We start from the raw sequence: 23,067 nt of genomic DNA, 5'->3' as shown, positions 1-23,067 counted from the left end.
ACGCCCGGATCATGAACTCGGAGAACTCGAACGGTACGGCCTGGATGACCAACGCCGACCGTCCGCTCACCGGGTACGAGCGGGTCTTCGGCACGGTCGGCACCGAGCTCTCTCTGCGCACCCGTGGCGGGATCGAGGACGTGGCGGCGCTGGCCGAGCGGGGCGAACTGACCGTACGGGACCTCCAGAAGCAGCAGTTCGCCAATCGCGTGCCCGCGGGTGATCTCGCCGCGGAGGACGTGGCGCGGGCGTGTGCCGCGCTGCCGGGCGGTACGGCGACGGGCAGCGACGGCAAGGCCGTGGACGTGTCGGCGGCGTGCGGGATCCTGAAGGCATGGGACCGCACCATGGACACCGGCAGCCGGGGAGCACTGCTCTTCGACCGGTTCTGGCGGAGGCTCACCCAGCTGGTGCCCGCGGACCGGTTGTGGAAGGTGCCGTTCTCGGCCGCGGACCCGGTCCGTACCCCGAACACGCTCAACACCGCCGCACCCGGCCTCGCCGCGGCGCTCGCCGACACGGTGACGGAACTGCGGGCCTCGGGCATCGCGCTGGACGCGGCGCTCGGTGCCCATCAGTTCGTCGTGCGCGGCGGCGAGCGCGTCCCGGTGCCGGGCGGCGCGGGAAGACTCGGTGTGTGGAACGTGCTCGAGCCGACCTGGGACGCGGCGAGCGGCGGCTACTCGCAGGTGCCGTTCGGCTCCAGCCACATCCAGGCGGTGGGCTGGGACGGCGGCCGCTGCCCCGTGGCCCGTACGCTGCTGACGTACTCCCAGTCCTCGAACCCGAAGTCGCCCCAGCACAGCGACCAGACCCGGCTCTTCTCCCAGGAGAAATGGGTGACCTCGCGGTTCTGTGAGAAGGACATCCTGTCCTCGCCCGCGTTGAAGGTCGTCCGCGTGCGCGAACGCTGACGACCGTGGTGGTCCCGTCCCCTCCGCGGCCGGTCGGACGGGACCACTCACACGGCCACGTCCGTCACATGGGCCGGGTGCGGCCCTCCCAGTACGGCTCCCGCAGTCGCCGCTTGTACAGCTTGCCGTTGGGATCGCGGGGCATCTCGGCGATGAAGTCGACGCTCTTGGGGCACTTGTAGCCGGCAAGCTGCTCGGCACAATGAGCGAGGATCGCGGTGGCGAGGGCGGGGCCGGGCTCGTGGCCGGGGGCCGGTTCCACGACCGCCTTGACCTCCTCTCCCCAGTCGTCGTGCGGGATACCGAAAGCGGCGGCGTCGGCGACGGCGGGGTGCTGCAGGAGTACGGACTCGATCTCGGCCGGGTAGATGTTGACCCCGCCCGAGATGATCATGTCGATCTTGCGGTCGCGGAGGAAGAGGTAGCCGTCCTCGTCGAGCAGGCCCAGGTCGCCGACGGTGAAGAAGTCGCCGATGCGGTTCTTCCTGGTCTTGGCCTCGTCCTTGTGGTACGAGAAGCCGCCGGTGTTCATCTTCAGGTAGACGGTGCCGAGTTCGCCGGGAGGGAGCCGGTTGCCGTCGTCGTCGAAGATCGCGAGCTCGCTGATGGGCCATGCCTTGCCGACCGTGCCGGGCTTCTTCAGCCAGTCCTCGGCGGTGGCGAAGGCGCCGCCGCCCTCGCTGGCCGCGTAGTACTCCTCCACGCAGTGGCCCCACCAGTCGATCATGGCCCGTTTCACATGGTCCGGGCAGGGGGCGGCGCCGTGGATTGCGTGCCGCATCGACGTCACGTCGTGGCGCGCCTTCACCTGGTCCGGGAGCGCCAGCAGACGGTGGAACTGGGTCGGCACCATGTGGGTGTGTGTGCACCGGTGGGTGTCGATGAGGCGGAGCATCTCCTCCGGTGCCCACTTGTCCATCAGGACCAGCGGGTGGCCTATGTGCAGGGACGCGGCCGCGAACTGCAGGACGGCCGTGTGGTAGAGCGGCGAGCAGACCAGGTGCACGTTGCCGTCGAACGGCTTGATGCCGAAGATGCCGAGGAAGCCGCCCAGGTAGGCCTCCTCGGGCGGCTTTCCCGGCAGCGGGCGCCGGATGCCGCGCGGGCGGCCGGTGGTACCCGAGGTGTAGTTCATCACCCAGCCGAGCGTGCGGTCGGCGGGAGGCGACTCCGGCTGTCCGTCGAGGAGTTCGGCGTACGGCCTAAAGCCCCCGACCTCGCCCACGGCGTACCGGTGGGTGGCCGGGAGGCCGGCCTCGTCGGCGGCCCGGCTCGCCTGACCGGCGAAGCGTTCGTGGGCGATGAGCACCTTGGCGCCGGAGTCGGAGACGATCCAGGCGATCTCCGGGCCGACGAGGTGATGGTTGACGGGGACGAGGTAGAAGCCGGCCTGGGTGGCGGCCAGGTGGGCGGTGAAGAACTCGGGCCCGTTGGGCAGGACGACGGCGAAGGCGTCGCCGCGTTCGAGCCCTGCGGCGCGCAGGCCGTGGACGAGGCGGTTGGCGGCGGCGTGCAGGCGGCCGGCGCTCCACTCCTCGCCGTCGGGGGCGACGAGGGCGGTGCGATGGGGGTCGGCCTGGGCCTGGGCCCAGAAGCCCGCGGGGGGTGTGCTCGTCACTGGCCGCTCCTTCCGGCGATGCGGTTGATGCGGTCCACGGCCCGCTCGAAGCCGCGGGTGAGGTCGTCGAAGACGGCCTGGACGCTGCGTTCACTGGTCATCCGGCCGACGATCTGGCCGACCGGCGTACCGAGCAGCGGCTCCACCTCGTACTTCTGGATGCGGGAGACGGCCTCGGCGACCAGCAGGCCCTGCAGGGGCATGGGGAGGGTGCCCGGCCCTTCGGGGTCGTCCCAGGCGTCGGTCCACTCGGTGCGCAGCTGACGGGCGGGCTTGCCGGTCAGGGCGCGGGAGCGGACGGTGTCGCCGGAGCCGGCCGCGAGCAGCTTCTGGATGAGCTTGGGTGAGGGGAGTTCGGCCTCGGTGGTGGTCAGCCAGATCGAACCCAGCCACGCCCCCTGGGCGCCGAGGGCGAGCGCGGCAGCCACCTGCTCTCCGCTGCCGATGCCGCCGGCCGCCAGGACGGGCAACGGGTCGACGGCGTCGACGACCTCGGGGGTGAGCACCATGGAGGCGATTTCGCCGGTGTGGCCGCCGGCCTCGTAGCCCTGTGCCACGACGATGTCGATGCCCGCCTCCTGGTGCTTCCGTGCGTGGCGGGCGCTGCCGGCGAGCGCGGCGACGAGGACGCCGCGGTCGTGGGCGCGCGCCACGATGTCGGCGGGCGGTGAGCCGAGGGCGTTGGCCAGCAGTCTGATCGGGTAGTCGAAGGCGACGTCGAGCTGGGTGCGGGCGACCTGCTCCATCCAGCCGGTGATGCGCCAGCCGGACGCCTCGCCCTCGGCCAGTTCGGGCACGCCGTACTTGGCGAGGGTGTCCTGGACGAACTGCCGGTGTCCTTCGGGGATCATCGCCTCGACGTCGGTCTCGGTCACGCCCTCGACCTTCTTGGCGGGCATGACGACGTCCAGACCGTACGGCCTGCCCTCGGCGTGGGCCTCGACCCAGTCGAGGTCGCGCTTGAGGTCGTCGGGGGCCGTGTAGCGGACCGCGCCGAGCACCCCGAACCCGCCGGCCCGGCTGATGGCCGCGGCGACGGCGGGGAACGGCGTGAAGCCGAAAATGGCGTGCTCGACTCCCAGTTTCTTGCTCAGCTCCGTCTGCATGGCCGCAGGATGCCGCAGTCACCATGCCGACGGAAGGCCTTTTCTGATGCTCCGTCAGATTTCTGACCGCGTGCCGGCGGGTGTCGGCCGTTCGGCATGTGATCGCACATGCCGGTGGCCGTCGAGCGGGAACTCGGGCGGGATCGCCGGCAGGATCGCGGTGAACTCGCATCCGGCCTCCTGCGCGACGCGGCAGGAGGCCACGTTGTCCACCTGGCCGGGTGCGTGGCGGCGGTCGGGCCTCCATCTGGTGGAGACTCAAGTCCCTTCGGACAACCCGAGTTCCTCGAGCACCGCCATCGCCGCGTTGTGGCCCGGCACCCCGCTCACACCACCCCCGCGCACCGCACCCGCCCCGCACAGCAGGACGTTCGCGTGCCGGGTCTCCACGCCCCAGCGGCCGACGTTCTCCCCGGCGTACGGCCAGGCGAGTTCGCGGTGGAAGATGTTGCCGCCGGGAAGGCGCAGGTCGCGCTCCAGGTCCAGGGGGGTCTTCGCCTCGATGCACGGGCGGCCGTCCGCGTCGGTCGCCAGGCAGCCGGTGACCGGTTCGGCGAGGTGGGCGTCCAGCTGGGCCAGCGTCAGCTTCAGGAGCTCGTCGCGTACGGCGTCGTTGTCCCGTTCGAAAAGCCGGGCGGGGGTGTGCAGGCCGAAGAGGGTCAGGGTCTGGTAGCCCTGCTCGACCAGGTCCGGGCCGAGGATCGTCGGGTCGGTCAGCGAGTGGCAGTAGATCTCGGACGGCGGGGCGGCGGGCAGTTCACCGGCCGCCGCCTGGGCATGGGCGGTGGCCAGCTGGTCGTAGCCCTCGGCGATGTGGAAGGTGCCCGAGAAGGCCTCCCGCGGGTCGACGGCACTGTCGCGCAGCCGGGGCAGCCGCTTGAGCAGCATGTTCACCTTGAGCTGGGCGCCCTCGGCGGGGAGCGGCGGTGCGTCGCCGGTGAGGGCGGCGAGCTGCTGCGGGGAGGCGTTCACCAGGACGTGCCGGGCGGCGGCGACACCTTCGCCGTCGGCCGTGCGGTAGGCGACCTCGGCGGTTCGCCCGTCCGTGTCGATCCGTACGGCCTCGTGCCCGGTGGCGATGACGGCGCCCGCCGCGCGGGCCGCGCCGGCCAGCGCGTCGGTCAGTGCACCCATACCGCCGACCGGTACGTCCCAGGCCCCGGTGCCGCCGCCGATCACGTGGTAGAGGAAGCAGCGGTTCTGCGCGAGCGAGGTGTCGTGGGCGTCGGCGAACGTCCCGATCAGGGCATCCGTGAGGACCACGCCGCGGACCAGGTCGTCCGCGAAGCGCTCCTCGATCGCCATGCCGATCGGCTCCTCGAAGAGGATCCGCCAGGCGTCCTCGTCGTCGATGCGCCGGCGCAGCTCGTCGCGGGAGGGCAGCGGTTCGGTGAGCGTCGGGAAGACCCGCCGGGCCACCTGGCCCGTCATGCCGTAGAGGCGCTGCCAGGCCTCGTACTCGCGGTCGCCGCCGGTCAGCCGCGCGAACGCCTCCCGGGTGCGCCGCTCGCCCCCGCCCACGAGGAGCCCCGTGGGCCGTCCGTCGCGCTCCACCGGCGTGTACGAGGAGATCGTGCGCCCGCGGACCCGGAAGTCCAGGCCCAGATCCCGCACGATCTTCTTCGGCAGCAGGCTGACCAGGTACGAGTACCGCGACAGCCGCGCGTCGACGCCGGCGAACGGGCGGGTGGAGACGGCGGCGCCCCCGGTGTGGTCCAGCCGCTCCAGCACCAGCACGGACCGTCCGGCCCGGGCCAGGTAGGCGGCGGCGACCAGGCCGTTGTGGCCGCCGCCGACGATGACGGCGTCGTACGCACGGTGTCCCTCGTGTGCAGGCATGGTTCTTCGTAACACGGGATGATCTAGGTCGGCCAGACATGCGCCGGGCCGGCCGGGTCCGATCATCCGCCGGCGTGTCCTGCGATTGACTGCGCGGGTGACTGTTCAGGTGACGAGCGAACGCCCCGAACCGCGTCAGGTGGCCGCCCTTCTGGTCAACCGTCGCGGCCAGTACCTGCTGCATCTGCGCGACGCGCACAAGCCCATCTGCGACCCCGGTGCGTGGTCGCTTCCAGGAGGCGCCGGCGAGGGATCCGAGACCCTCGCCCAGGCGATCGCACGCGAGCTGCTGGAGGAGACCGGCCTCACCGTCGAGGGCCTGGTGCCCTACACGGTCGCCGACGACAACATCCAGGTCTTCCTCGGGTCGTGGGACGGCGATCCCTCTCGCCTGCCGGTGACCGAGGGCATCATGTTCGCCTTCTTCGACGCCGCGACCACCGCGCAGCTGACGATGGCGCCGTGGGCTGCTGAGGTCATCGCCCGCCACCAGGCCGACGGCACGGTGACGCCACCGGGGCCGGCGCGCAACGGCGGTCGGACCGTCCCGAACGTCATCGGCGCGCACCTCTATCTGGAGCGCGACGGGAAGATCCTTCTCGGGCTGCGCCACCCCGACTCGCCGTTCGCGCCCCTGCAGCACCACTTCCTGGCGGGTCACTGCGAGTACGAGTCCGCGGTCGCCTGCCTGGTCCGGGAGGCCCGCGAGGAGGCCGGCCTGGTCGTCGACGCCGACGACGTCGAGTTCGTGCATGCCGTCCATCTGCTCGACGCGCCCGGTACGCAGCCGCGCATGCAGCTCGTGTTCCGGGCCCGCAGCTGGCAGGGCGAACCCCGGGTGCTGGAGCCGGACAAGTGCGTGGGCTGGGACTGGTGGCCTGCGGACGCGTTGCCGGAGCCGACCGTGGCGTACACGCGGGCCGCGATCGAGGGGATCAGGAAAGGGCGTCCGTACACCGAGATGGGGTGGGCCTGACACCGCTCCCGTGCGGCCCGGGTGTGCCCCGCCTCAGCGCCCGCCCGGCGCCTGCTGCTGCCTCAGTACCGCGACCCTCCGGTACAGCTCCACCGCCTCCGCACCCCGGCCGAGCTGTTCCAGGCAGTGCGCCTCGTCGTTGCGGCTGGCGAGGGTGTCCGGGTGGTCCGCCCCGAGGACGCGCTCGCGGGCCGTCGCGACCCGCCGGTACTCCGTCAGCGCGTCCGCCCAGCGCCCCAGCCAGCCCAGGCCGACCGCGACCTCGCGTCGGCTGACCAGGGTGTCCGGGTGGTCCGGGCCCAGGACGCGCTCGCGGATCGCGCACACGTCGCGGGACTCGGCGAGCGCCTCCTCCCAGCGGCCCAGCCGTCCCAGGTTGACGCCCAGGCCGTGGCGGGCGCGCAGGGTCTCGGGGTGGGCGGGACCGTGGACCCGGGTGCGGTCGTCGATCAGGTCGCGGTACAGCTGCAACGCCTCCGCGCTGCGGCCGAGCCGGCCCAGGCTGATGCCGATCTCGTAGCGGGCGGCCAGCGTGTCGGCGTGGTCGGGGCCCAGGACCTGGGCGCGCGCCTCGGCGACCTCGCAGTAGGTCTGCAGCGCCTCCTGCCAGCGGCCCAACTGGCCGAGCGCGTAGGCCACCTCGTAGCGGGTGACCAGGGTGTCGGGGTGCCCGGGGCCGAGCACCCTGGCACGGGCGGCGGCCACCTCGCACGCCATGCGGTACGACTCCTCCAGGCGGCCGAGTCTGCTGAGGTTGAAGGCGAGGTTGTGGCGGCAGCGCAGGGTGTCGGCGTGGTCGGGCCCCGTGGTGCGCTCCCGGGCGGCCAGCACCGACACATACACCTGGTGCGCGTCGATGTGCCGGCCCAACTGCCCCAGTACGTAGGCCATTTCCTGGCGGGTGGAGAGCGTGTCCGGATGGTCGGGGCCCAGCACGCGGATCCTGGCGGCGGCGACGTGCTTGTACTCACGCAGCGCGTCGGCGGCGCGGCCGGTGCGGCTGAGGCTGAAGGCGACCTCGTAGCGGCTGGCGAGGGTGTCGGGGTGGTCGGGGCCGAGGAGGTGCTCGCGTTCGGCGGCGACCGCGCGGTGCACCTCGCCGGCCTCGGTCCAGCGGCCGAGCCGCCCCAGGCTGAGGCCCGCGTTGTGGCGTCCGGTAAGGGCCGTCAGGGTCTGCGGGGGCGGGGCGGGCGGTCCGTCCGGTACGGCGGACGCCCGGACCCGGCCCGTGAAGGGGCGTGGGATCCACTCGCCGGTGAGGCCGGCCCCGGCGTCCGGCGGCGTGCCGATGAGGCCGGCACCGGTCGCTTTGTGGCCGGTGGTCATGCCCCGGGTCCAGGACGGCAGGCGCGGCTCGCGGGCGGCGGGCTCCGGCGGCCGGAAGTCCGGCTGGGGCGTGACGACGGTGGGCACGTACGCGGGTGTCGTACGGCCCAGGCCGATGCGGCGGCACAGTTCCCGCCCGTCGTGCGGGCGTTCCTCGGGGCGCTTGGCCAGCAGATCCAGGATGATCTTCTCGAGGTAGACCGGGAGTTCGCCCCGGTGGCTGCTCGGCGGCCGGGGCGGGGTGTCCCGGTGGCCGATGAGGATCGCCCATGGGTCGTCGAGGTCGAAGGGCGGGACGCCCGTGGCGATCTCGTACAGCACGCAGCCGAGCGAGTAGAGGTCGCTGCGCTGGTCGACCTCGGAGCCGCTGATCTGCTCCGGCGACATGTAGTGCGGGGTGCCCATCGCGATTCCGGTGCCGGTCAGGCGGGAGGAGAAGCCGATGTCGTGCCCGAGGCGGGCGATGCCGAAGTCGCAGATCTTCACCGTGCCGTCGGTCAGCCGCATGATGTTCGCGGGCTTCAGATCGCGGTGCACGATGCCCTGCCGGTGCGTGTACGCGAGGGCCGCGGCGACCTGGTCGGCGATCTCGACGACATCGCCGACGGGCAGCGGATGGTGCTGGTTGTCCTCCAGGAGCTGACTGAGGTTGCGTCCGTCCAGCAGCTCCATGACCAGGAAAAGCACGCCGTCGGACTCACCGAAGTCGTGGACCACGGTCACCCCGCGGTGCTGGAGCGCCGCGGCCACCCGGGCCTCACGGCGGAACCGCTCCCGCAGGACCCGGGTGAACGCCTGGTCGTGTTGCGGGCCCAGCGGCTTGAGGCACTTCACGGCGACGCGCCGTCCGAGCGACTCGTCGCGCGCCCGCCACACCTCGCCCATACCGCCGCGCCCGATCAGCTCGAGCAGCCGGTACCGGCCCTGGATCAGTCTGCTGTCCCCCATCTCCTGCGACCGCCCCCGTCACTCGCCCCGCGCCCTCCCCCGGCCCGTCCCAGTATGGCGATTTATCTCCCGACTTTGTACGGTGCCGGACGGGCGTCCGGGCCGAGTCGTGCCATCGCGCGCAGGATGTGTTTGGGCGGGAGTTGCCAGCGCAGACGTGCGGGGATGCAGCGCAGCAGGGTGCCCGTGGCACGCAACTGCCGGGTGATGGTGGCGGGTCGGGGGGCCGGTCTGCCGTACAGCTCGTGGGCGTACGACGGCAGGGAGGCGTACGCCAGATGCGCCACGCGCCGCCACAGCACCTCGCGCGCCGGGACGAGCAACGGATGCGTCGGAGGGCGGAGCAGGAAGTCGTCCACTTCGCGTGCCTCGGGACCGGCAGCCAGTTCGGGGCGGACCTTCTCGAAGTAGGCGTCCATCTCGGCCCGGTCGGCGGGGACGGTGTCGGGGTCGAGGCCCACCAGGCGGGCGCTGACGCGGTGTTCGGCGATGTAGCGGTCGGCCTGTGCGTCGGTGAGCGGGTATCCGGAGCGGCGCAGCACGTGCACGTACGAGTCGATCTCGGCGCAGTGGACCCACAGCAGCAGCTCCGGTTCGTCGACCCCGTACCGCTCCCCGGTGTCCGGATCGGTCGCCGACAGCATGCTGTGGATCTTCCGGACCCGGGCGCCCGCCCGCTCGGCGGCCCGGGTGGTGCCGTACGTCGCGGTGCCGACGAAGTTGGCCGTGCGCATCAGCCGCCCCCAGGCGTCACGCCGGAAGTCGCTGTTCTGCATGACCCCGCGCACCGCACGCGGATGCAGCGCCTGGAGGTAGAGCGCGCGGACGCCGGCGACCCACATCATCGGGTCGCCGTGCATCTGCCAGGTCACCGAGCCCGGGCCGAACAGCCCCGGGTCACCCGTGTGGTCGGCCGTCATGACGGCAGGCTAACGCCGTACCCGCGGCATCCCCAGACCGATCCACGAGATGATCTCCCGCTGGATCTCGTTGTTCCCGCCGCCGAAGGTGAAGATCACCGCCGAGCGGTAGCCGCGCTCCAGCTCGCCGTGGAGCACGGCACCCGCCGAGCCCTCCTGCAGCGCGCCCGGGACGGCCACGATCTCCAGGAGCCAGGCGTAGGCGTCGCGGCGCGCCTCGGAGCCGTACACCTTGACCGCGGAGGCGTCCTGCGGGGTGAGGGTGCCGTTCTGGACGGCGTTCACCATCCGCCAGTTGAGGAGCTTGAGCGCGTCGAGCCTGGTGTGGGTCCGGGCGAGCCGGCGGCGCACCCAGGGGAGGTCCACGACGCGGCGGCCGTCGGCGAGCTTGGTCTCCATCGCCCAGCGCTGGACGTCGTGCAGGGCGCGGATGGCCATGGTGCCGTGCGCGGCGAGGGTGACGCGTTCGTGGTTGAGCTGGTTGGTGATCAGCCGCCAGCCCTGGTTCTCCGCGCCGACGCGGCGGGACACGGGGACGCGGATGTTCTCGTAGTAGCTGGCCGTGGTGTCGTGCGAGGCCAGGGTGTTGATGAGGGTGCAGGAGTAACCGGGTTCGGTGGTCGGGACGAGGAGCATGGTGATGCCCTTGTGTGGCGGGGCGTCCGGGTCGGTGCGGACGGCCAGCCACACCCAGTCCGCGGTGTCGCCGTTGGTGGTCCAGATCTTCTGCCCGTTGACGACGTACTCGTCGCCGTCACGCACCGCGCGCGTCTTCAGGGACGCGAGGTCGGTGCCCGCCTCGGGCTCGCTGTAGCCGATCGCGAAGTCGATCTCGCCGGAGAGGATCCGGGGCAGGAAGTAGGCCTTCTGCTCGTCCGTGCCGTACTGCATGATCGTCGGGCCGACCGTGTTCAGCGCCATCAGCGGCAGCGGGACGCCTGCCTGGGCGGCCTCGTCGAAGAAGATGAACTGCTCCATCGCGGTCAGACCGCGTCCGCCGTACTCCTTCGGCCAGCCCACGCCGAGCCAGGCGTCCGTGCCGAGCCTGCGGATGGTCTCGCGGTAGAACCGCTTCTGGGCGGCCGGCTCCGCGTGCCGGGTGTAGGCGTTGTTCGGCACCAACTCGGCGAAGTAGGCGCGCAGTTCGGTGCGCAGCCGCTGCTGCTCGGGCGTGTAGTCGAGATGCACGGCGCCTCCAGGCTCCCAAGGCCGGTCCTGACGGCGCACACCGTAGAACGTGTTTCAGAAATTGGGAATGGCGCGACATGACGGAGGGGCTCCCGGCGTACCGGGAGCCCCTCCGTCACGGAGAAACAGAAGTGGTCAGTGCGTCACCGGAGTTGCCCGAGTGCTCGCGCTCCCCTCGGCGGCCGCCTTGGCGGGCCGTGGTACCAGCTCCCGCTCCGCCAGTAGTCCGAAGACCAGCCCGAAGGAGGTCCACAGGGTCACCTGGACGGCGAGCGCCGCCAGGCGGAACTGCCACAGCAGGGTGCCCGGGAAGTGCTCCGGGACCTCGTTGAAGGACGGCAGGAAGGCGTATGCCAGCCCGACGGCCAGGACGAAGAACGCGCCCGCGGCGAGCGTCGCGTTCCAGTTGCCCAGGCGTGGCGCGAGGCGCTTGCCCAGGATCACGGTGGCCACGGCGAGCAGCACGCTCAGCACCACCATCAGGAAGTACAGGGTGGTGCGCTTGCCGATCGTGTCGGGGTCACCGACGGCGGGTGGGTTGGCCGGGTACTTCAGGAACGGCACGACGTACACGGCGACCAGGCCGGCCGTCGCCAGGAGCAGCGCGCTCGCGCGCGGCCCGAAGCGGCCGATCCGGCCGAGTGCGAAGCAGTACGCGAGGGCGGCGATACCGCCGAACGCGACGCCGTAGACGAGCACACCGGTGGACAGGCCCGCGGTGGACTGCATCAGACGGCTGACGGGCTCCGCGCCGCCGTGCTCGTGCGCGTGTGCCTCCTCGAAGGCGATGGCCGCGTCGACGCGCGGTTCACCGAGGAAGTAGGCGACGACGAGGGCGAGCAGGCCCGCGGCGAGTCCCGCGAGCATGCCACGCACCAGAAGGTTGCGGACAGTTGCCGAATTCATGGGCTGGTACGTCCTCCGCGGCCGTCAGTGGCAGGGGAAGCCGAGCAGGTGGCGTGCGTCGTGCACCCACTCGTGGACGTTCTCTCCGGACATGACGGAGGTGGCACCCTGTTCGGCGCCGACGAAGTAGAGCAGGACCAGCATCAGGATGCCGAAGAAGACCGCCCAGGGGACGATCGCGCCGAGCGGCAGCTTGGCCGGTACGGCGGTGGGACCAGCGCTCGGCTGGAGAGCGGACTGCGCCATGGCAGGACCTCCTGGGGAACTCGCGTCCCGTCTCGGTGGTGCACAGGACGACGGGCCGGGGGTCTGACTCACCCGGCCAGCACCCGAGGTGCGTGCCCGGCATACAGTGGCGCGACCGTGCCGGAATCCCACCGGCTTCCACCGAACCGTCGTCAATATCGACGAGACGGTACCGCGAAGCAGGGATCCGGCCAAGGGCGCACGGAATCACCGGGAACGCCCGACCGGCCTGGTCGTACCGTCAAGTCCGGTTCAGCGAAGGGGCGTTGGGTGTACGGATGCACGGGGGCGGAGACATGACAAGCCGAGTGATGTTGATCTCACCGGCGATCAGCGAGGCGCTGCGGGAGGCCCGCTTCGACGACGGCTGCCCGCTCGACGCGACGGGGCTGCGCCTCGCTCGGGCCGCCGCCGGCTCGGTGGGGGCTGCGGAGCGGGCCTGGTCCTCGCCCACCGTGCGCTGCCGGGAGACGGCCGAGGCGCTGGGCCTCGACGCCGTGGAGGCACCGGAGTTGGCGGCACTGGACGTGGGCCGCTGGCGCGGCGCGACGCTGGCGGAGGTGGGGGCGCGCGAGCCCGAGGCGCTCGCCGCATGGCTGGCGGATCCCGCGTCGGCGCCGCACGGCGGGGAGTCCGTGCGGGCGCTGTGCGAGCGGGTGGCGGCCTGGCTGGACGAGGCCGCGTCGGCGGCGGGCCGGATCGTCGCCGTGACCGAGCCCGAGGTCGTGCGCGCGGCGGTGCTCCGCGGCCTCGGCGCCCCTGAGGCGTCGTTCTGGCGAGCGGACGTCCCACCACTGACGGCTGTCGAACTGAGCGGCAGGTCGGGGCGCTGGAACGTACGGATCGGACGGCCCCTGGGCGGCTGAGGACTCGCCGCCCGGCCCCCGGCCTCAGACCAGCGTGCCGATGAAGTCCGTGCAGGCCTGTGCACATGCCCTGCACGCGGCCGCACTCGTCTCCGCGCCCGGATGTTCATCGAACACGTGAGCGCATTCCAGGCAGACGGTGCGGCACCACTCCAGCTGGACGCGGATGCCGTTCTCGTCCAGCTGGGTCTGCTCGGACAGTACGCGGCAGGTGGCGTCGCAGACCTCAGCGCACATGATGCCCTTGCGTCGCACGAGTTCCTGTTCTTCGGTCCCGTCCGGATCCAGGAGACTCGCGCGCAGCGCGCACGCCCGCGCGCACTCCGTACACGCCTGGGCGCAGGCGAAGCGGTCCTCCAGGAACCGGAACAGCTCCTGCTGGGATGTCGTCGGTGTCACGGGGGTCGAGTAGCCGGAGTGAGCGGGACCCAAACCCCGAGAAAGCGGAGCCGCACGGGCCGGTTCACTCCCTGTTCGAGGGGTATTCGCCTGGTATGAGTACCGCATCCATGCAGCTGGCCGAGGCGAGCGGTCTGCTCAGTCTCGCGATGTTCGGCGTTGCCGTGGCCGTCCTGGTCCTCCTGGGCGGCGGCTTCTGGCTGGGGTACCGCGTCAAGCTGCGCGAGTCGCCCCGGCCGCGTCCGGAGGAGCAACCCCATCTGCCCCCGGAAGGCCCTGTGCACGAGGTCCGGGAGAACCGCGAGCCGGACGAGGTACCCAAGGTGCCCAAGGGGGGTCGCCCCCTCACCCCCTATGAACTGACCAACATGCAGACACGGCCGAGCACGTCGAAGCGGCGGCCGCGCTGGAGCAAGGGAACCAGCGGCTCGTTCGGCGGCGGTGGCATCGGTGGCCACTGACCTCCGGCCGGCGCACCCGCACACAGGAAGTGAGACCCATGGCCGACTCCGGCCGCAACACCCTGCCCCTGCCCGACTACGACCACCTGCCGATCGGCGGCCTGGAGAGCCGCGTACGTTCCCTGACCGCCGATGAGGTCGAGGAGCTGCTGGCGTACGAGCGTTCGCACGCCGACCGGCTCCCCGTGACCGAGCTGCTGGCCTCCCGCCTGGAGCAGCTGCAGGCGGGTGCCGAACCGACGTCCGGCGATCCCCGGGCCGTGCGCCCCGAGCAGGGCACACGCCAGGCCGGCTCCCCGGTGTCGCCCGTGACCTCGCGGCAGCCCTTCAGCCCACCACCGCACGGCACTCCGGACCAACGGGGCAAGCCGAAGGGCGACCGCACCTAGCCCTCGACGACACCGTGGAGGCGCGCGGCACCTGGTCGAGCGCCTCCGCTTGGCTCGCCTCGAGCCGCGAGTCAGTCGTGCGGTACGACGGCGACGGGGCAGTCGGCGTGATGGATGACGGCGTGGGCGACCGGGCCGGTGCGCGGGCCCGCCGGGCGTTCGGTCGTACGGCGGCCGACGACGAGCAGGCTTGCCCCGGACGCGGCCCTGATGAGCGGGGAGGAGGGCCGGCCCTCGATGACGGTCTCCACGACCTCGACGCCGGGATGCTTCTCGCGCCACGTCTGAAGGACGGCGTTCATGAAACCCTGCCACTCCTTGACACGCTGCGGACCCTCCACGAGAACGATCTCGCCGGGTCCCAGCGCGAGCGGGGACAACGGTGAGGGCGGCTGCCAGGCGTGCACGACCCTCAGGCGGGCGTCCCGCGCCCCGGCTGCCTCGAAGGCGAACTCGATCACCTCGTCGGCCGGGTCGCCGAGGTCGAGGCCCAGCACCACGTCCCGGTATCCGGTCCGCGTGGAGGCCTTGCCGTCGGCCGCCGGTACATGTTCGTCCGCGGCCTCCTCGCCCGCCCGCACCAGGACGACGGGGCGGGGGGCCCGGGCCACCACACCGAGCGCGACAGAGCCCACCAGGAACCCGGTGAAACCGCTGAGCCCGCGTGATCCCAGCACCAGTACGTCGGCCTGCTCGGCCGCGCGCAGCAGGGCCGCGGTCGCGGGGCCCTCGACCTGCTCGTCGTCGAGGGTGACGCCCGGGCAGGTGCGGTGGATGCGCTCCTCGGCCTGGCGCAGGACACGCCGTGCCAGATGCCGCTGGGCCGCGGTCGCCGGCTCGCCGTCCTGACGCGGGTGCCAGTTCCAGGCATGCAGCAGATGCAGGGGCCGGCCGCGGCGGACCGCCTCGCGGGCAGCCCACTCGGCGGCAGCGAGGCTCTCCGCCGATCCGTCGACTCCGGCGATCACGGGACGAAGCATGTGCGCACCTCCTGCACTCGAACTGCCGTCGAACTGCGCGCGACCCAGCCCGAACTGTGCACGCTGCCAGGGTCACGCCGCGTGCTACCGACGGGTATGGGCCGCCAGGGCTCCGGCCGGGTCCGTTCGGCCCCATGCGCGGGTCCGGTCCTGGCGAACAGGGTGGAGTTCTCCCGGCCCGAAAGGCGGCGCAGCATGGAACGCGTGATCATTGTCGGCGTGGATCGTTCCGCTCGCAGCCGCGCCGCGGCCGACTGGGCCGCGCGCGAGGCACTGCGGCGGCGGCTTCCCCTGCGGGTGATGCACGTGGCGCCGCCCGGCGGTGCGGATCCGGCCGAGCAGTGGCCGTACGATCCGGAGACCGTGGCGGACCGCGTGGTGGCCGAGCTCGTTGCGCGGCACCCCTCGTTGACGGTGCGGAGCGTGCGTCTCGCCGGGACGGCCGGGCCCCTGCTGAGCTCGGTCACCGACCATGCGGAGATCGTCGTCCTCGGCCTGCGGGGCGAGGGCGGAGCCGCCGGAGTCGCGGTGGGGTCGACCGCCTCCCACGTCGCCGGCACGTCGGCCTGCCCGCTGGTGCTGGTGCCCGGGACGCTCGCCCGCCCCGAGCCGCCCGGCAGGGCCGGCCTGGTCACGGTCGGCATCGACGCGCGTGACCCCGCCGACGGGGCGCTCGCATTCGCCTTCGAAGCGGCTCGTCTGCACCGCGTGCGGCTGCACGCCGTACACGCCTGGCGGCTGCCCGCCGAGGCGAACGCACTGCCCTTCGCGGTGCCGGAGGAGGACCGCGCCCGCTGGGAGGACCAGGAGGTGCAGCTGCTGTCCGACGCGCTGCGCCCGTGGCGGGGGAAGTACCCGGACGTCGACGTGCTCGAGGACGTCGTGCTGCTCAGCCCCGCGCAGGCCCTCGCCCATGCCTCGGGCGGCTCCGAGCTGGTCGTGATCGGCCGGCACGCCGCGGCCGTCGCGCACGACCTGCTGCAGCATGCCCAGTGCCCGGTCGCCGTCGTACCGTCCTGAAGTCCCGCGGCTGCGGACACGGCCGCTCAGCGGGCCAGGGCCGCCCTGGTCGCCGCGAGGGCCTGCTCGGCGTAGCCGCGTCCGAACAGCACCGCGTGCACCAGCAGCGGGAAGAGCTGGTGCAGACCGACCCGGTCCGCCCAGCCGCCGGCGAGCGGCGCCGCCTCCTGGTAGCCGTCCAGCACCAGGTCCAGGTGCGGGCAGCCGAAGAGGTGGAGCATGGCGAGGTCGGTCTCCCGGTGTCCGCCGTGCGCGGCCGGATCGATCACCCAGGCCTGCCCGTCGGTGCCCCACAGCACGTTGCCGTTCCACAGGTCGCCGTGCAGCCGGGCGGGCGGTTCGGCGGGGCCGGCCAGCTCGGGCAGCCGGTCGCACAGACGCTCGACGCCGGATGCCTCGGAGTGCCGCAGGATGCCGTCGTCGACCGCACGGCGCAGGTAGGGCAGCACCCGTTGCTCGGCGTACCAGCGCGGCCAGTCGGTGCCGGTGACGTTGCGCATCGGGGCGAGCCCGATGTACGCGTCGACCGGCCCGTCGGGTGGCGGAGCACCGAACGCCGGCGCCCCGGAGGCGTGCAGAGCTGCCAGGTCGCGGCCGAACCGGGCCGCGCTCGCGGCGCTCGGGCGGCCGGTCGGGACCCGGTCGGTCACCAGCCACCGCTCGTCATGGCCGTGCACGGCGGGGACGCCGACCGTGCCGGCTCCGGCCAGCCAGCGCAGCCCGGCCGCCTCGGCCCGTACCGAGCCCGGCTCGTCACCGCGCTTGACCATCACCACCTGCCCGCCGTCGAGGGTCACTTCGGCGAGCGTGCCCGACAGCGGCCGCCCACCGATCGCGGGACGCCCGGTGAGCCGGGCGGCCACGGCACCCGGATCCTCGCCGGCCGCGGCCGATGCGCTGGAGGGCATGCGTCGGTCGGACACGGCGACCAGGGTACGCGGGGCCGGTGTGCCGCTCGCCGGGGAGCATCGGCCCTGCGGGATGGGTCGTTCGGCCCCTGTGGGGCGGGCGGGCGCCGACGCACGGTGGGGACATGAGGGCGCTCAGTCGGATCGTCGTGGTCGGCGTCGGTAACGAGTTCCGGCGCGACGACGGTGTGGGCTGGGCCGTGCTCGCCAGGCTCCGGCAACGGGCCGAGGAGCGGCCACTGCCTCCGGAGACCGTGCTCGCCACCTGCGACGGCGACCCCGGGCGGCTGATCGGGCTGTGGGAGGGTGCGTCCCTCGCCGTGGTCGTGGACGCGGCCCATGCCCACCCGGGCACGCCCGGCCGTGTGCACCGCCTCGAGCTCGACGCCGGCGGGATCGGCCGGCCGTCGACCACCAGTTCGCACGGGCTGGGCCTCGGTGAGGCCGTCGAACTCGCCCGGGTCCTGGGACTCCTGCCGGACCTTCTGGTCGTCTACGCCGTGGAGGGCTTCGACACATCGTTCGGCACCGGACTCTCCCCCGCCGTCGCCGGCGCAGTGGATCCGCTCGCCCGTGCCGTCGAGGACGAGGTGGCGCGGCATCGGCGGTCGGCGGCGGAGGCAGTGACCCCACGGCACGACGCGAAGCCCGGGGGCAGGCCATGACCGTGCGCCGCTTCCACGTCGAGGGCATCGTCCAGGGCGTCGGCTTCCGTCCCTTCGTGTACCGCACCGCGGCCGAACTGGGCCTGAGCGGGTGGGTGGCGAACGTCAACGGCCATGTGGAGGGCGAGGTCGCCGGACCCTCCGGCGTGATCGAGGAGTTCGCCGCCCGACTGCGGTGCGGCGCCCCCGCCCTCGCGCGGGTGCGCCGGGTCCGGCTGTCCCCCGGCCGGCACGGGCCGGCACACGCACGGGGCTTCGAGGTACGGCACAGCGCGCCCGCGTCCACGGACCCGGCCGGCCGCGAGATCCCGCCCGACGCCGCGATCTGTGACGCCTGCCTGCGCGAGCTGCGCGACCCCCGCGACCGGCGCCACCGCTATCCCTTCATCAACTGCACGGACTGCGGACCCCGCGCCACGATCATCGAGGACCTGCCCTACGACCGGGTCCGCACGACCATGCGCCGCTTCCCGCTGTGCGCCGCCTGTGCGGCCGAGTACGCCGACCCCGCCGACCGGCGCTTCCACGCCGAACCCGTCGCCTGCCCCTTCTGCGGTCCCCGGCTGGCCTGGGACGACCTGCGGGGGGAGGACGCCCTCGGGGCCGCGGTGAAGACCGTCGCCGGGGGCGGGATCATCGCGTTGAAGGGGCTCGGCGGCTACCAGTTGGTGTGCGACGCCGGTGATCCGCGGGCCGTGGCCGAGCTGCGCCGCCGCAAACACCGTCCGGCGAAGCCCTTCGCCGTGATGGTCGCCGACCTCCGGGCGGCGTCGCGACTGGCCCGGATCAGCGCGACCGAGGAGCGCGCCCTGACGTCCCCGGAGCGCCCGGTCGTGCTGCTGGCGCGGCGGCGACGGCACGGCGCTCCGCCGCTCGCCCCCGAGGTGCACCCCGGCCTGCCCCGCGTCGGGCTGTTCCTGCCCACCACGGGCCTGCACCACCTCCTGCTGGACGAGCTGGCCCGGCCGCTGGTGGTGACCAGTGGCAATCTCAGCGACGAGCCCATCGCCGTCGACGACGGCGAGGCCCGGCGCGCCCTGTCCGGGATCGCGGACGGTTTCCTCACGCACGACCGGCCGATCCGGTCCCGCTACGACGACTCGGTGGTGCAGTTCACCGGACGGATCCGGATCACCGTCCGACGGGCGCGCGGACTGGCCCCCGCCCCGCTGGCGCTGCCCGTACGGGAGCCGGTCGCCGGGGTGGGCGCGCAGCTCAAGCACACCTTCACGCTCGCCGCGGACGGCCGCGCTCATCTCGGGCCGCACACCGGCGACCTGGCCGACCTGGCGACTTACGAGGCGTTCCGGGCGTCGTACGACCATCTCAAGCACCTGACCGGCATCGAGCCGCGGGTTCTCGCCCACGACCTGCACCCCGGTTATCTGTCGACGCAGTGGGCCGAGGCGCAGCCCGTGCGCCGTACTGCGGTGCAGCACCATCACGCGCACGTGGCCGCCTGCGCGGCCGAGCACGGCGTGCGGGGGCCGTTCCTCGGGGTCGCCTACGACGGCCTGGGCCTGGGTGACGACGGCACACTGTGGGGCGGCGAGATCCTCGTCGCCGATCTGACCGGCTACCGCCGCGTGGGCAGGTTCGCGACCGCACCCCTGCCCGGAGGGGACGCGGCGGTACGTCATCCGTCCCGCACGGCGCTCGGTCATCTGTTCGGCGGCGAGACGCTGGGCTCCCCTCATCCCTACCCGTGGCTGACCCGGCGGTTCATCGGGCGTCTCGACCCGGCCGAGGTCTCCGCCGTACGGGCCATGGTCGCCAAGGGCGTGAACTGCCCGCGCGCGTCCAGTGCCGGACGGCTCTTCGACGCGGTCGCCTCGCTGCTCGGGCTCGCCGACCGTGTCGGCTACGAGGGCGAGGCGGCCGTCCTGCTCGAGGCGGCGGCCGGCGACGAGCATGCCGTACCGCTCGGCCATCGCATCGTGCGCACGGGCGGTCTGTGGGTGTACGACCCCGCACCGACCCTCGCCGACCTGCTGGCGCGGCAGATGGACGGAGAGCCGGTGGCCCGACTGGCCGCGGCCTTCCACCTGACGCTCGCGATGGTCACCGCGGACCTCGTCTCCCGGGCCGTCGCCGAGGGCGCGCCGCGCACGGTGTGTCTCGGCGGAGGCTGCTTCGTCAACCGCCGGCTGCTGACGGAGATCAAGCGACGACTGCACGCGGAGGGGCTCAGGGTGCTGGTCGGCGGCCAGGTCCCGGTCGGGGACGGGGGAATCAGCTACGGCCAGGCGGCGGTCGCGGCCGCACGGCTGGCCGGGAAGGAGTGAGCGCCCATGTGTCTCGGCATCCCGGGCCGGATCCTGGAGATCCACGACGACGCCGGCCTGCGCATGGCCACCGTCGACTTCGGCGGCATCCGGCGCGAGGTCTGCCTCAGCTGCACCCCCGAGGCGGACGTCGGCACGTACGTCATCGTGCACGTCGGCTTCGCGATCACGCAGGTCGACGAGGCGGAGGCGCGGCGAACGCTGGAGGTACTGCGGGCGATGGCCGGGGCAGTGGAGGGCGAGCTGGGCGAGCCGTTGCCTTAGGGCCTGTCCGGCGGATCAGGTCGCAGGGCGGCGACGGCGCCGATCAGCGCAGGTGAGCGCGGCCATGGGGGTGCCCTCGCGTGAGGTTGTCCGAGCGGGGGGCGAGCGTCCGACTGCAAGGCGGAGGGGGCGTCGACGCGATGGGGGTTCCCCCGCTCGAGCGAAGCCCGGGGTGGGGGGAGTCGGCAACCGACGACGCCGCCGGTGGGGGCACCTCCCGCTCGAGCGAAGCCGAGAGGGGGAGGGCGTGCCAGGCCCCGCGGCTGCGGCATGATCCGCCGGACAGGCCCTGGGGCCGGTCGGCCCCGGGTGATCCGGTCGGCCTGGCGGCAGGGGCCGGTCGGCCCCTGCCGCCAGGCGCGTGCCGGGCTGGAAGCTGACGATGGAGGAGCACGGAGCCGCCCGGACAAGGAGGACCGTCATGACCGCCACCGCACGTCCGGTCATACTCGACCGGGACGGTCTGGACGCCCTCGTCGTGGCTCTGGTGGCACACGGACGGACCGTCGTCGGGCCGACGGTGCGCGACGACGCGATCGTACTGGCGGAGCTGACGTCGGCGGACCAACTGCCGTACGGCTGGGGCGTCGAGCTGGACGCCGGCCGCTACCGGCTCGTCCGGCGCGAGGACGGGGCGGCCTTCGCCCACAGTGCGGGCCCACAGTCCTGGAAGTCCTTCCTGCATCCGTCGCGGGAGCGGCTGTGGAGCACCGACCGGACGCCGGACGGCGGTCTCTCCTTCACCGGCGACGAGCCCGAGGCGCCCGCGTACGCCTTTCTCGGCGTTCGGCCCTGTGACCTGCGTGCCATCGCGATCCAGGACCGTGTTCTGACCGGCGGGCGGTATGCGGACACCGGCTACGGACGGCGTCGGTCCAAGGCCTTCCTGATCGCCGCCGAGTGCACCGAGCCCGGCGCCACCTGCTTCTGCATCTCCACGGGCGGCGGTCCCGCGGCCGACCCCGGCTACGACCTCGCGCTGACCGAGGTCGTGGACGAGGACGGGCACCGCTTCCTGGTCCGCGTCGGCAGCGACGAGGGCGCCCGGCTGCTGGCCGAGGTGCCGCACCGCCCGGCGGACGATGACACGGAGGCCACCGCCCGTGTCTCGGTGGACACGGCCCGCGACCGCATGGGCCGGGCGCTGCCCCCGGTCGACCTGCGCTCCCTGATGGGCGGCAGCCTGGACGCGGAGCGCTGGGACGACGTCGCCGCGCGCTGTCTGACCTGCGGCAACTGCACGATGGTGTGCCCCACCTGCTTCTGCACCACCACCGAGGAGGTCACCGATCTGACCGGTGACCACGCCGAGCGGTGGCAGCGCTGGGACTCCTGCTTCGACCTGGACTTCTCCTACCTGCACGGCGGCCCGGTGCGCACCTCGGCCCGCAGCCGCTACCGGCAGTGGCTCACCCACAAACTCTCCACCTGGCACGACCAGTTCGGCACGCCCGGGTGCGTCGGCTGCGGGCGCTGCATCGCCTGGTGCCCGGCCGGCATCGACATCACGGAGGAAGTCGCCGCGCTGCACGCCGAACACGAGACGAAGACTGAGACGGAGACGGAGACGGCGCGATGACTCCCTCGATCACCCTGCGCATGACGCACGCACTGCCGCCCGAACACCGTGACCGGCTGCTGCGCGTCGCCCGCGAGGTGGAATTCCGGCAGGACACCCGGCTGTTCGAGGAGGGCGGACGCGCCGACCGCTTCTGGATCGTCCGCAACGGCACGGTCGCGCTCGACATGCACGTGCCCGGCCACCGCCCGCCCGTGATCGAGACCCTGGGCGTCGGTGACCTCGTCGGCTGGTCCTGGCTGTTCGAACCGTATGTCTGGCAGCTGGGCGCCAGGACCCTCACACCGGTGCACGCCTACGAGTTCGACGCCGTCGCCGTGCGTCTGATGTGCCGGGACGACGCCGAGTTCGGCCGCTCCCTGGAGCACTGGGTCGGCCGGGTGCTGGCCCACCGGCTGAACGCGGCCCGCGCCCGGCTGGTCGACCTGTACGGGACGTACGAGACGAGGGAAACGCGATGACCGCCGTACCGGTCCCCCATCGCGTGGTCGCCCGTCGGCCGGAGACCGCCGACACGGTCACGCTGCGGCTCGAGCCGGTCGGCGCGGCGCTGCCCGACTTCGTGCCGGGACAGTTCGCGATGGTGCACTGCTTCGGCCGCGGTGAGATCCCCGTCTCGGTGAGTTCCGTGCAGGCCACGGGCGGTCTCGCGCACACCGTCCGCTCGGTGGGCGCGGTCTCCGACGGACTGTGCGCGGCCCGGGTCGGCGACGTCGTCGGCCTCCGCGGCCCGTACGGCACGAGCTGGGAACTGGAACGGGCGCGCGGCCGGGACGTGCTGGTCGTGGCCGGCGGGATCGGTCTCGCCCCGCTGCGGCCGCTGATCCTGAGCGCCCTGGCCGAGCCGGAGGCGTACGGCCGCGTCAACGTCCTGGTCGGCGCGCGCACTCCCGGTGACCTGATCGCCCGGAAAGAGGTGGAGAGCTGGGCCACTGCTTACACCGGAGTGATGGTCGACCAGCCCGACCCGGACTGGCGCGGGGACGTCGGCGTGGTCACCCAGTTGCTGGGGCGGGCGCACTTCGATCCGGACGACACCTGGGCGTTCGTCTGCGGACCCGAGCCGATGATCCGCGCCACCGCCCGCGAGCTCGCCCACCGGGGTGTGCCCCGCGACCGCATCCGGGTCTCGCTGGAACGGAACATGCGCTGCGCGACGGGGCACTGCGGACACTGCCAGCTCGGGCCCCTGCTGCTGTGCCAGGCAGGTCCCGTCGTGGACTGGGAGTACGCGGAACCTCTCCTGTCGGTAAGGGAGTTGTGA

22 protein-coding genes, 2 pseudogenes and 1 riboswitch are annotated in these 23,067 nt (G+C 72.9%); of the genes and pseudogenes, 12 read left to right on the top strand and 12 right to left on the bottom strand.

All coding sequences use genetic code 11. The annotated features are described in order from the left end of the window. Nucleotides 1-20: 20 nt before the first annotated feature. Nucleotides 21-914 (top strand): annotated as a pseudogene (locus ABZO29_RS41385) (penicillin acylase family protein); the annotation flags it as partial. Between the two features lie 64 nt (nucleotides 915-978). On the opposite strand, the gene ABZO29_RS41380 reads toward ABZO29_RS41385, so the two are convergent. From ABZO29_RS41380 to ABZO29_RS41365, 4 genes and pseudogenes are all read right to left on the bottom strand, one after another. Beyond that, nucleotides 979-2,532, bottom strand: a complete 1,554-nt coding sequence (locus ABZO29_RS41380; RefSeq protein WP_367325347.1) for an acyl-CoA synthetase — start codon at nucleotides 2,530-2,532, stop codon at nucleotides 979-981. Beyond that, nucleotides 2,529-3,638: an NAD(P)H-dependent flavin oxidoreductase gene (locus ABZO29_RS41375; RefSeq protein WP_367325346.1), complete on the bottom strand. Its 1,110-nt coding sequence runs from the start codon at nucleotides 3,636-3,638 to the stop codon at nucleotides 2,529-2,531. The genes ABZO29_RS41380 and ABZO29_RS41375 overlap by 4 nt, the downstream gene beginning before the upstream one ends. Nucleotides 3,639-3,692: 54 nt before the next feature. Then, nucleotides 3,693-3,854 (bottom strand): annotated as a pseudogene (locus ABZO29_RS41370) (GNAT family N-acetyltransferase); the annotation flags it as partial. A gap of 42 nt (nucleotides 3,855-3,896) precedes the next feature. Then, complete coding sequence (locus tag ABZO29_RS41365) at nucleotides 3,897-5,477, bottom strand: phytoene desaturase family protein (RefSeq protein WP_367325345.1); 1,581 nt, start codon at nucleotides 5,475-5,477, stop codon at nucleotides 3,897-3,899. 97 nt (nucleotides 5,478-5,574) lie between these two features. Here ABZO29_RS41365 and ABZO29_RS41360 point away from each other — a divergent pair, with 97 nt between their 5' ends. Next, complete coding sequence (locus ABZO29_RS41360) at nucleotides 5,575-6,453, top strand: NUDIX domain-containing protein (RefSeq protein ID WP_367325344.1); 879 nt, start codon at nucleotides 5,575-5,577, stop codon at nucleotides 6,451-6,453. 33 nt (nucleotides 6,454-6,486) lie between these two features. Here ABZO29_RS41360 and ABZO29_RS41355 read toward each other — a convergent pair whose 3' ends face one another. The 5 genes from ABZO29_RS41355 to ABZO29_RS41335 all read right to left on the bottom strand — a co-directional run bounded on the left by ABZO29_RS41355 (nucleotide 6,487) and on the right by ABZO29_RS41335 (nucleotide 11,987). Then, entirely contained in the window at nucleotides 6,487-8,727 is a 2,241-nt protein-coding gene (locus ABZO29_RS41355; protein ID WP_367325343.1) for a tetratricopeptide repeat protein, read from the bottom strand. 62 nt (nucleotides 8,728-8,789) lie between these two features. Next, entirely contained in the window at nucleotides 8,790-9,647 is an 858-nt protein-coding gene (locus ABZO29_RS41350) for an oxygenase MpaB family protein (protein ID WP_367325342.1), read from the bottom strand. A gap of 9 nt (nucleotides 9,648-9,656) precedes the next feature. Next, on the bottom strand, nucleotides 9,657-10,835 hold the full coding sequence (locus ABZO29_RS41345; protein WP_367325341.1) for an acyl-CoA dehydrogenase family protein: 1,179 nt from the start codon (nucleotides 10,833-10,835) through the stop codon (nucleotides 9,657-9,659). A gap of 135 nt (nucleotides 10,836-10,970) precedes the next feature. Beyond that, nucleotides 10,971-11,741: a CbtA family protein gene (locus ABZO29_RS41340; protein WP_367325340.1), complete on the bottom strand. Its 771-nt coding sequence runs from the start codon at nucleotides 11,739-11,741 to the stop codon at nucleotides 10,971-10,973. Between the two features lie 24 nt (nucleotides 11,742-11,765). Further along, nucleotides 11,766-11,987 (bottom strand): CbtB-domain containing protein, encoded by a 222-nt coding sequence (locus ABZO29_RS41335; RefSeq protein ID WP_367325339.1) that lies wholly within the window; start codon nucleotides 11,985-11,987, stop codon nucleotides 11,766-11,768. 35 nt (nucleotides 11,988-12,022) lie between these two features. After that, nucleotides 12,023-12,173, bottom strand: a riboswitch (cobalamin riboswitch). A 110-nt stretch (nucleotides 12,174-12,283) separates the two neighbouring features. Here ABZO29_RS41335 and ABZO29_RS41330 point away from each other — a divergent pair. Further along, the gene (locus tag ABZO29_RS41330; protein ID WP_367325338.1) at nucleotides 12,284-12,853 is read left to right on the top strand and encodes a histidine phosphatase family protein; all 570 of its coding nucleotides are present in this window, start codon (nucleotides 12,284-12,286) and stop codon (nucleotides 12,851-12,853) included. Between the two features lie 24 nt (nucleotides 12,854-12,877). On the opposite strand, the gene ABZO29_RS41325 is transcribed toward ABZO29_RS41330, so the two are convergent. Next, nucleotides 12,878-13,252: a four-helix bundle copper-binding protein gene (locus tag ABZO29_RS41325; RefSeq protein ID WP_367325337.1), complete on the bottom strand. Its 375-nt coding sequence runs from the start codon at nucleotides 13,250-13,252 to the stop codon at nucleotides 12,878-12,880. Nucleotides 13,253-13,347: 95 nt separating this feature from the next. Between ABZO29_RS41325 and ABZO29_RS41320 the strand changes: the two genes are divergently transcribed. Both ABZO29_RS41320 and ABZO29_RS41315 read left to right on the top strand, forming a co-directional pair. Next, nucleotides 13,348-13,713 (top strand): DUF6479 family protein, encoded by a 366-nt coding sequence (locus ABZO29_RS41320; RefSeq protein ID WP_367325336.1) that lies wholly within the window; start codon nucleotides 13,348-13,350, stop codon nucleotides 13,711-13,713. 38 nt (nucleotides 13,714-13,751) lie between these two features. After that, nucleotides 13,752-14,102, top strand: a complete 351-nt coding sequence (locus ABZO29_RS41315; RefSeq protein ID WP_367325335.1) for a hypothetical protein — start codon at nucleotides 13,752-13,754, stop codon at nucleotides 14,100-14,102. A gap of 71 nt (nucleotides 14,103-14,173) precedes the next feature. Here ABZO29_RS41315 and ABZO29_RS41310 read toward each other — a convergent pair whose 3' ends face one another. Continuing rightward, nucleotides 14,174-15,082 carry a universal stress protein gene (locus ABZO29_RS41310; protein ID WP_367325334.1) on the bottom strand — a complete coding sequence of 303 codons (909 nt, stop codon included), beginning with the start codon at nucleotides 15,080-15,082 and terminating at the stop codon, nucleotides 14,174-14,176. Between the two features lie 195 nt (nucleotides 15,083-15,277). On the opposite strand from ABZO29_RS41310, the gene ABZO29_RS41305 reads away from it, so the two are divergent. Further along, nucleotides 15,278-16,102, top strand: coding sequence for a universal stress protein (locus ABZO29_RS41305; protein WP_367325333.1), 825 nt, complete (start codon nucleotides 15,278-15,280; stop codon nucleotides 16,100-16,102). A gap of 26 nt (nucleotides 16,103-16,128) precedes the next feature. On the opposite strand, the gene ABZO29_RS41300 is transcribed toward ABZO29_RS41305, so the two are convergent. Next, nucleotides 16,129-17,010 (bottom strand): fructosamine kinase family protein, encoded by an 882-nt coding sequence (locus ABZO29_RS41300; protein ID WP_367326382.1) that lies wholly within the window; start codon nucleotides 17,008-17,010, stop codon nucleotides 16,129-16,131. Nucleotides 17,011-17,135: 125 nt separating this feature from the next. Here ABZO29_RS41300 and ABZO29_RS41295 point away from each other — a divergent pair, with 125 nt between their 5' ends. The 6 genes from ABZO29_RS41295 (at nucleotide 17,136) to ABZO29_RS41270 (ending at nucleotide 23,067) form a co-directional block, all read left to right on the top strand. Next, nucleotides 17,136-17,675, top strand: coding sequence for a hydrogenase maturation protease (locus ABZO29_RS41295; RefSeq protein WP_367325332.1), 540 nt, complete (start codon nucleotides 17,136-17,138; stop codon nucleotides 17,673-17,675). Continuing rightward, nucleotides 17,672-19,960: a carbamoyltransferase HypF gene (gene hypF / locus ABZO29_RS41290; protein WP_367325331.1), complete on the top strand. Its 2,289-nt coding sequence runs from the start codon at nucleotides 17,672-17,674 to the stop codon at nucleotides 19,958-19,960. Before ABZO29_RS41295 ends, hypF begins: the two co-directional genes overlap by 4 nt. A gap of 6 nt (nucleotides 19,961-19,966) precedes the next feature. Then, nucleotides 19,967-20,224: a HypC/HybG/HupF family hydrogenase formation chaperone gene (locus ABZO29_RS41285; protein ID WP_367325330.1), complete on the top strand. Its 258-nt coding sequence runs from the start codon at nucleotides 19,967-19,969 to the stop codon at nucleotides 20,222-20,224. 421 nt (nucleotides 20,225-20,645) lie between these two features. Beyond that, nucleotides 20,646-21,803 carry a 4Fe-4S dicluster domain-containing protein gene (locus ABZO29_RS41280; RefSeq protein WP_367325329.1) on the top strand — a complete coding sequence of 386 codons (1,158 nt, stop codon included), beginning with the start codon at nucleotides 20,646-20,648 and terminating at the stop codon, nucleotides 21,801-21,803. Beyond that, nucleotides 21,800-22,264: a Crp/Fnr family transcriptional regulator gene (locus tag ABZO29_RS41275; RefSeq protein ID WP_367325328.1), complete on the top strand. Its 465-nt coding sequence runs from the start codon at nucleotides 21,800-21,802 to the stop codon at nucleotides 22,262-22,264. Before ABZO29_RS41280 ends, ABZO29_RS41275 begins: the two co-directional genes overlap by 4 nt. After that, on the top strand, nucleotides 22,261-23,067 hold the full coding sequence (locus tag ABZO29_RS41270) for an FAD/NAD(P)-binding protein (protein ID WP_367325327.1): 807 nt from the start codon (nucleotides 22,261-22,263) through the stop codon (nucleotides 23,065-23,067). The genes ABZO29_RS41275 and ABZO29_RS41270 overlap by 4 nt, the downstream gene beginning before the upstream one ends.

The sequence above is a fragment of the Streptomyces sp. HUAS ZL42 genome, assembly GCF_040782645.1.
GTDB lineage: Bacteria > Actinomycetota > Actinomycetes > Streptomycetales > Streptomycetaceae > Streptomyces.
Note: the sequence above shows the minus strand (reverse complement) of the source record. Positions and strands in the feature narration are given on the sequence as shown.

Excerpts from the sequence above, each read along its gene's own strand:
- ABZO29_RS41295 (WP_367325332.1), top strand. The coding sequence starts at position 17,136 with ATGAGGGCGCTCAGTCGGATCGTCGTGGTCGGCGTCGGTAACGAGTTC.
- ABZO29_RS41300 (WP_367326382.1), bottom strand. The coding sequence starts at position 17,010 with ATGCCCTCCAGCGCATCGGCCGCGGCCGGCGAGGATCCGGGTGCCGTG.
- ABZO29_RS41330 (WP_367325338.1), top strand. The coding sequence starts at position 12,284 with ATGACAAGCCGAGTGATGTTGATCTCACCGGCGATCAGCGAGGCGCTG.
- ABZO29_RS41350 (WP_367325342.1), bottom strand. The coding sequence starts at position 9,647 with ATGACGGCCGACCACACGGGTGACCCGGGGCTGTTCGGCCCGGGCTCG.
- ABZO29_RS41285 (WP_367325330.1), top strand. The coding sequence starts at position 19,967 with ATGTGTCTCGGCATCCCGGGCCGGATCCTGGAGATCCACGACGACGCC.
- hypF (WP_367325331.1), top strand. The coding sequence starts at position 17,672 with ATGACCGTGCGCCGCTTCCACGTCGAGGGCATCGTCCAGGGCGTCGGC.
- ABZO29_RS41305 (WP_367325333.1), top strand. The coding sequence starts at position 15,278 with ATGGAACGCGTGATCATTGTCGGCGTGGATCGTTCCGCTCGCAGCCGC.
- ABZO29_RS41270 (WP_367325327.1), top strand. The coding sequence starts at position 22,261 with ATGACCGCCGTACCGGTCCCCCATCGCGTGGTCGCCCGTCGGCCGGAG.
- ABZO29_RS41375 (WP_367325346.1), bottom strand. The coding sequence starts at position 3,638 with ATGCAGACGGAGCTGAGCAAGAAACTGGGAGTCGAGCACGCCATTTTC.
- ABZO29_RS41320 (WP_367325336.1), top strand. The coding sequence starts at position 13,348 with ATGAGTACCGCATCCATGCAGCTGGCCGAGGCGAGCGGTCTGCTCAGT.
- ABZO29_RS41310 (WP_367325334.1), bottom strand. The coding sequence starts at position 15,082 with ATGCTTCGTCCCGTGATCGCCGGAGTCGACGGATCGGCGGAGAGCCTC.
- ABZO29_RS41335 (WP_367325339.1), bottom strand. The coding sequence starts at position 11,987 with ATGGCGCAGTCCGCTCTCCAGCCGAGCGCTGGTCCCACCGCCGTACCG.
- ABZO29_RS41355 (WP_367325343.1), bottom strand. The coding sequence starts at position 8,727 with ATGGGGGACAGCAGACTGATCCAGGGCCGGTACCGGCTGCTCGAGCTG.
- ABZO29_RS41365 (WP_367325345.1), bottom strand. The coding sequence starts at position 5,477 with ATGCCTGCACACGAGGGACACCGTGCGTACGACGCCGTCATCGTCGGC.
- ABZO29_RS41275 (WP_367325328.1), top strand. The coding sequence starts at position 21,800 with ATGACTCCCTCGATCACCCTGCGCATGACGCACGCACTGCCGCCCGAA.
- ABZO29_RS41340 (WP_367325340.1), bottom strand. The coding sequence starts at position 11,741 with ATGAATTCGGCAACTGTCCGCAACCTTCTGGTGCGTGGCATGCTCGCG.
- ABZO29_RS41280 (WP_367325329.1), top strand. The coding sequence starts at position 20,646 with ATGACCGCCACCGCACGTCCGGTCATACTCGACCGGGACGGTCTGGAC.
- ABZO29_RS41315 (WP_367325335.1), top strand. The coding sequence starts at position 13,752 with ATGGCCGACTCCGGCCGCAACACCCTGCCCCTGCCCGACTACGACCAC.